Consider the following 6,842-nt stretch of genomic DNA (forward strand, 5'->3'; position numbering starts at 1 on the left):
GTTCCCTGTTCCCTGTTCCCCTAATCCCTGTTCCCTGTTCCCTGTTCCCCTAATCCCTAATCCCTAATCCCTAATCCCTGTTCCCTGTTCCCTGTTCCCCTAATCCCCTGAGTTATTTAATTTTTTAGTTAAAAATTGACAAGTACAATTAATGGATTTAATCAAAACATTAGATAACCAACTAATTATAAACTTATCTATTATTTCCTCACAGCCAACAGGGATTAGTAACTACGCTCAAAATATCTTCCCTTATTTAAAATCTCTATATCCCACCTTATTAACAGCACAAAAAGACCCAGAATTTAACTGCTATCCAGTTCCCAATAATCTTACCCCCGCTCAAGGGACAAAAGGACATTTGCGCCGCTTATTGTGGACACAGTTCCAACTTCCCCAAATCTATCATCACCTCAAATCTCCCTTGTTATTTTCCCCCTTACCAGAAGCACCGCTTTATAGTAACTGTCGTTTTGTGGTCGTTTCCCACGACTTAATACCATTGCGCTTTCCCAAACCCTTATCACCCTTGACAGCTTACCATCGTTACTACGTTCCCCAAGTCCTCAAACAAGCACAACACATAATCTGCAATTCCCAAGCGACAGCAGAGGATATCATTAATTTTTATCAAATTCCCGCCAGTCAAATCACCCCCATTCTCCTAGGTTATGATCGTGAACATTTTCACCCTTTTCAAGAAAAATCACCTGACAATCCGCCATATTTTCTCTATCTAGGAAGACATGACCCTTATAAAAATTTACACCGGATTATAGCTGCTTTTGCGGAGCTACCAAATAGGGGTGAATATCAACTATGGTTAGCAGGTCCGGTTGATAGGCGTTACACTCCACTTTTACAAACCCATGTCGCAGAGTTGGGAATTACTCAACAGACAAAATTTCTCAATTACGTATCCTATGACGAACTACCAAAAATTATTTATAATGCGATCGCCCTAGTATTTCCGACCCTCTGGGAAGGGTTCGGTTTACCAGTCCTCGAAGCAATGGCTTGTGGGACTCCAGTGATTACTTCTAATCTTTCTTCCCTTCCAGAGGTAGCGGGGGAAGCAGCGATTTTAATTAATCCCTACAACCTAACAGAAATCACCGCAGCTATGCAGATGATAGCTGAAGATATGCAAATGCGATCGCACCTCTCTACCCTAGGTATAAATAGAGCCAGTCAATTCAGTTGGCAAAAAACCGGACTTGCCACTGCAGAAGTTTTATCCCGCTATTTATGAATGTTAGGCTAAAGTTATCTTACTCCAGCCTTCACACAAAAACCCTATGGTTGTGCAAACTCCCACCCAGCAATATTCTATAGAAGAATACCTCGCACTTGAAGAAACTGCTGAGTATCGCAGTGAATACCGTAACGGGGAAATTATACCCATGACTGGCGGCTCTATTAATCACAACCAAATCATTATCAATTTAGTAGTTGCTCTTAGCCAGGCGCTGAGAGAACAAGATTACCGCGTTTACACTAGTGACCTACGCCTGTGGATTCCCCATTACCAACAATACACCTATCCTGATATTCTCATCATTAAAAATCAACCCCGCTTTCAAGACGGAAGAACCGATACAGTAGTAAATCCCAGTATCATCTTTGAGGTACTTTCTAACTCTACCAGCAGTAGAGATAGGGGAGATAAATTTACTTATTACCGTTCCCTCCCGGAATTGCAAGAATATATACTAATTGACCAATATACAATTCATATTGAACAGTTTAGCAAAACTCCAGAAGGTAACTGGCTGTTAAGAGAATCTGACGCTCAAAACGGAATCTTAACTTTAGCCTCCGCAGATTGCCAAATTCCCCATAGCCAGATTTACCAGAGAATAGATTTTTGCAGTAATTCAGATTAAGGAGTTCCCAGAGCTCCTGAGTAGACCAGACCCCGCTGCATATCCAGAGTAAGAATTGCACCATCACGAATTACCTGGGTTGCTGTTTTCACACCCACAATCACAGGGACACCCAGACGCAAGCCGATGACAGCCGCGTGACTGGTTAGACTTTCATCCTCAGTAATAATACCTGCGGCCTTACGGATGGCATCAACAAAATCCGCATCAGTCCGGGGTGCCACCAAAATATCTCCGGGATTAAAATTACTCACATCCATACCAGTGTGAGCCACCCTAGCACGACCACTTACCGAACCCTGTCCCAAGCCAATACCCTGACCTAGCACAGCGGTCACCACCTCAACCTTAACTAAATCAGTAGAGCCGGAAACACCTTGAAGAGTACCCGCAGTCATCACCACTAAATCACCTTCAGACAGGTAGTTATGCTCTTGAGCCACATTGATAGCAGCTTGAAAAGTCTGCCCAGTAGAAGGTAAACCTAGTACCAACAATGGTTTCACACCCCAAACCATCTGTAATTGTCGTGCCACATTCACATGGGGTGTCACAGCCAAAATCGGGGTATGGGGACGGAACTTAGAAACATTCCGAGCTGTAGCCCCTGTTTGTGTCAGGGTCATAATTGCCGCTGCGCCCAATTGTTGAGCAATTTGCCCCACAGCTTGACTAATAGCATTAGGAATAGAACGTCGCTCATCTCGGTGGGAAAGTAGGGCGGAATTTTGTGCCGCTTCCTGTTCCATGCGTTCAGCAATTCTCGCCATGGTAGCCACTGCTTCCACAGGATAATTACCCACAGCAGTTTCATTCGATAGCATCACAGCATCCGTACCATCTAAAATGGCATTAGCCACGTCTGAGACTTCAGCACGAGTAGGACGGGGATTACTCACCATACTGTCTAACATTTGGGTAGCCGTGATGATGGGAATCCCTAAGCGATTGGCTGTAGCAATCAACCGCTTTTGCAGCACAGGGACATCTTCAGCAGGTAGTTCTACACCCAAGTCACCTCTAGCCACCATCACACCATCACATAAAGCCAGAACTTGTTCCATTTGTTCAATGGCTTCATGTTTTTCAATTTTGGCAATCACTGGAACCTGCTTACCAGTACTAGAAATTAACTCTTTAATTTCGATGATGTCCTGGGGGTTACGTACAAAGGAAAGCGCTACCCAATCTACACCCTGGTCTAGACCAAACATGAGATCCTCGCGGTCCTTGTCGGTCATGGCCTTAATGGATAGGTAAACACCCGGAAAGTTAACACCTTTATTGTTAGATAACTTACCAGCTACCGTCACACGACAATGTAAATCGCCTTTGTCAGGGTTGATATCCTCTACCACCATTTCTACTCGCCCATCGTCGAGGAGGATTTTCGCACCTACAGGCACTTCTTGGGCTAAATAGTCGTAGGTAACACAGCTAATTTCTTGGGAGCCGACAACTGGGCGATTTGTCAAGGTGAAGCGATCGCCTTTTTCTAAAATTATCGACCCATGTTCAAACTTACCTAAGCGAATTTTTGGCCCTTGCAAGTCTTGAAGAATTGCCACAGGTTGATTTAATTCAAAGGCAGTTTGCCGAATTAAGCGAATACTACGCTGATGGTCAGCATGAGTACCGTGGGAGAAGTTGAGCCGCAGCGTCGTCGCACCAGCTTCGATAATCGCCTTCAGGTTTTCTGGGCTGCTAGTGGCAGGCCCAATTGTAGCAACAATTTTTGTCCGGCGTAGAGAGTCTCTTAATTGCATAGGGGCTGATTCTAGGGGGCTATCTCTATCTAGAGATTCATATTAATTTAAGGGGCGTTTAGTTTTCAGTCTCTGTTATATCCATAACCAACAGAGGCGGAGGATGAATGGGGGTGTGAGAGTCACTCGCAACAGAAATGATAATTTTACCCTGGTTAAGATTTCCCAAGATTTGTGAGATAGAGTAGATATCGTACACCAAACTGGGTTCCATCCTCCTGAATATAGATTTTTCAGTCAACTCTTTATTGGTTGCCTAGACACCCTACGCGAGCAGAAAAACTTATCTCTCGTCTGGAATCATAGCGCTATTCATCTGGGCTTCGGCAAATATCAAGTTAAATCTTGCTAAATAAAAGCTTACAAAAGTTTATTATTTACTCATGTTTATCGTATATTCGTAATGTTTCATTAAACAAGGAGTTAAGAATGCTCACATTGGAGGCACAGAAGTCACTAAAAATCCCCCCCAAGGAATTTTTAGCGCCTCCTGGTGATTTTAATCCCACACTGCTACTGTTTCTGTCCACAGTAACAATGCTGGTATTATCTAACTTTGGTTACTGGCTCTGGCAGTGGCCAGATTGGTTGTGCTTTACCATTAATACCATTGCTTTACATTGTGCAGGCACTGTGATTCACGATGCTTGTCACCAATCTGCCCATCGTAACCGAATCATTAATGCCATGTTAGGCCATGGTAGCGCCTTGATATTAGCTTTTGCCTTCCCCGTATTTACACGGGTGCATTTACAGCATCACGCCCATGTCAATGACCCTAAGAACGACCCGGATCATTACGTCTCTACAGGGGGACCGTTGTGGTTGATAGCGGTACGTTTTTTGTACCATGAGGTGTTTTTCTTTCAGCGGCGACTGTGGCGTAACTATGAACTATTAGAATGGTTCATTAGCCGCTTAATTGTCGGCACAATTTTTTATATTTCCATTCAGTATCATTTTTTAGGTTACATTCTCAATTTTTGGTTTATCCCGGCTTTTTTAGTGGGGATAGCACTAGGATTATTTTTTGATTATTTACCACATCGTCCCTTTGTGGAACGCGATCGCTGGAAAAATGCCCGGGTCTATCCTGGTAAACTCCTCAATATCCTGATTTTAGGACAGAATTACCACCTGATTCATCATCTGTGGCCTTCTATTCCTTGGTATAATTACCAACCTGCTTATTATGCAATGAAGCCGTTGTTAGATGAAAAGGGTAGTCCTCAAACATCAGGTTTATTACAAAAAAAGGACTTTTTAGAGTTTGTTTACGATATTTTTATCGGGATTAGATTTCATCGTCATCACCAATAGAAATACCCCAGCCCACCTTGGGTGGGCTGGTTTTGTGGACACAAAACGTCAAATCTCAGTAGATAGGCTTTGAGCGTAAATCACCTCAATCTTGCTACCAAGTTGCAATTTTTCTAAAGATTCGGTGAAAAACACAAAACCTTTATATGCTGTGAGATACTTATAAATTTTTGTGAAATACCCTTCACTTGTGACAATTACTAGTGGCTGCTCCATTTTGGAGAGAATGGTCAAAAAATCTTCTAGTTTTACGCACACACCAGTTACCCGCTCATTAAACATTCTCCCGCCCATGGCAGCAGCTTGAGCCGCATCACTACCGTAATAGCTCATTTCGTGTTAATTTTTACATATAATTGACAGTCAAATTTTAAACTTTTGACTTAACTGCCTGCTGTGATGGTTGTAACGGCTGGGATAAACTCCAATCTGGACGTAATTTAGCAGCTTGGCGTAAATAAATATGATTAATTGGTGTAGAAGCTGGAAGGTAAGCGTGGATAAGAAACCGAATGCAACGCTCTAAGCTACCTTCGACGTGCATTTGTTGTACATCCAACATTGCCACATTATCCCACCCAGAACGCGATCGCGCAATGGCCGCCGGAAAAATCGCATCTAAATCACGTGTCACCGAAAAAGTCACACTAATCATCTTTTCTGGCTGGAGTTGATTCCTTTGTTCTAGTTGATCTATTAGTTCGGTTACCGCTTCTCTAATCCCTTCAATAGTGTTTTCAGCAACGGTTGTTGCTCCGCGAATAGCCCGCATTTGCCACTCCACGCCAAAATCCTCCTTACATTACTCATTGGTCATCAGTCATTGTAAATTTTTTACAATGACTGCTAATTATTTAAGGTCGATATAACCACAGTGGCAGACCACTGGTAGACATTTCAAATTCCAACCAATCAATTCCCGCCCCCAGCCCTGATGAAACCAGACGGCTTCCGGGTAGAACGCGACTCAATAAAGGTTTTCGTTCTTCTAGGGTATAGCAGGGTGTCTTATCCGGATCAAGACCCACCATTTCCGCCGTCCAGCGCAGTGCATCCTCTTCAGTTCCCAGACGGTCTACAACACCTAATTCTAAAGCCTGTTCCCCGGTGAAAATCCGACCATCAGCAAAAGTCTTAACAGTTTCTAGTTCTAGAGAACGCGCTTGAGCGATGGTCTTGACAAACTGCTGATAACTCACGTCAATTAACTCTTGCAGGATGCTTTGTTCTGGTCCAGTCAGTTGGCGGTCAAATGCCAAAATATCTTTGTAGGGGCCAGACTTGATGACTTGGAAGGACACACCGATTTTTTCCAGCAACCGTTCTAAGTTGTTACCCCGCAAAATCACACCAATACTACCAGTGATTGTACCAGGGTTAGCCATGATATGTTCTGCTCCCATGCCAATGTAGACACCGCCAGAAGCCGAAATATTGCCAAAGCTGGCGACGATTTTGATTTGATTGCGTAACCTCTTCAGGGCGCTGTAGATTTCTTGAGAATCGCCCACTGTACCCCCAGGACTATCAATACGCAGGAGTAAAGCGGGAAACTTTTTCTCTTCTATGGTTTTTAGGGCTTCTAACACGCGCTTGCGAGTAGAAGCACCGATAGCACCAGTAATTTCAATCCGGGCAATTTGTTTACGAAACTTAGACTTGAAAGGCCAGACCATGAGCAGTTAAAAAACCTCTGTAATACACTCAATATAAAATGCCTAGCGATGAAAAGAGTTTGTGAAATTATAGACAAATCTACAAAGTCACTTTACCAGGGGTAAACCTGATTGGAGTTACTCCTAACCCCTCTATCCCGTCTGCAAAAGCGTTCAGGACTGCTTTTCTTAATATATTGTACGCCCCATTTAAA

At 43.4% G+C, this 6,842-nt stretch carries 7 protein-coding genes; 3 read left to right on the forward strand and 4 right to left on the reverse strand.

Annotation, left to right across the window (positions count from 1 at the left end; translation table 11 throughout):
- The first annotated feature begins 151 nt into the window (after nucleotides 1-151).
- Together NWP22_RS04710 and NWP22_RS04715 are read left to right on the forward strand one after the other, a co-directional pair.
- Nucleotides 152-1,252 (forward strand): glycosyltransferase family 4 protein, encoded by a 1,101-nt coding sequence (locus NWP22_RS04710; protein ID WP_280801584.1) that lies wholly within the window; start codon nucleotides 152-154, stop codon nucleotides 1,250-1,252.
- A 46-nt stretch (nucleotides 1,253-1,298) separates the two neighbouring features.
- Nucleotides 1,299-1,886, forward strand: a complete 588-nt coding sequence (locus NWP22_RS04715; protein WP_271730997.1) for a Uma2 family endonuclease — start codon at nucleotides 1,299-1,301, stop codon at nucleotides 1,884-1,886.
- On the opposite strand, the gene pyk is transcribed toward NWP22_RS04715, so the two are convergent.
- Nucleotides 1,883-3,652: a pyruvate kinase gene (gene pyk, locus NWP22_RS04720; RefSeq protein WP_271730998.1), complete on the reverse strand. Its 1,770-nt coding sequence runs from the start codon at nucleotides 3,650-3,652 to the stop codon at nucleotides 1,883-1,885. The genes NWP22_RS04715 and pyk overlap by 4 nt on opposite strands.
- A gap of 429 nt (nucleotides 3,653-4,081) precedes the next feature.
- Between pyk and crtR the strand changes: the two genes are divergently transcribed.
- The gene (gene crtR / locus NWP22_RS04725; RefSeq protein WP_271730999.1) at nucleotides 4,082-4,972 is read left to right on the forward strand and encodes a beta-carotene hydroxylase; all 891 of its coding nucleotides are present in this window, start codon (nucleotides 4,082-4,084) and stop codon (nucleotides 4,970-4,972) included.
- 48 nt (nucleotides 4,973-5,020) lie between these two features.
- On the opposite strand, the gene NWP22_RS04730 is transcribed toward crtR, so the two are convergent.
- From NWP22_RS04730 to sppA, 3 genes are all read right to left on the reverse strand, one after another.
- On the reverse strand, nucleotides 5,021-5,305 hold the full coding sequence (locus NWP22_RS04730) for a hypothetical protein (RefSeq protein WP_271731000.1): 285 nt from the start codon (nucleotides 5,303-5,305) through the stop codon (nucleotides 5,021-5,023).
- A 37-nt stretch (nucleotides 5,306-5,342) separates the two neighbouring features.
- On the reverse strand, nucleotides 5,343-5,756 hold the full coding sequence (gene aroH / locus NWP22_RS04735; RefSeq protein ID WP_271731002.1) for a chorismate mutase: 414 nt from the start codon (nucleotides 5,754-5,756) through the stop codon (nucleotides 5,343-5,345).
- A 70-nt stretch (nucleotides 5,757-5,826) separates the two neighbouring features.
- On the reverse strand, nucleotides 5,827-6,648 hold the full coding sequence (gene sppA / locus NWP22_RS04740; RefSeq protein ID WP_271731004.1) for a signal peptide peptidase SppA: 822 nt from the start codon (nucleotides 6,646-6,648) through the stop codon (nucleotides 5,827-5,829).
- Nucleotides 6,649-6,842 lie beyond the last annotated feature (194 nt).

It is taken from the genome of Anabaenopsis tanganyikae CS-531 (genome assembly GCF_029891675.1).
In the GTDB taxonomy this organism is placed as follows: Bacteria; Cyanobacteriota; Cyanobacteriia; order Cyanobacteriales; family Nostocaceae; genus Anabaenopsis; species Anabaenopsis arnoldii.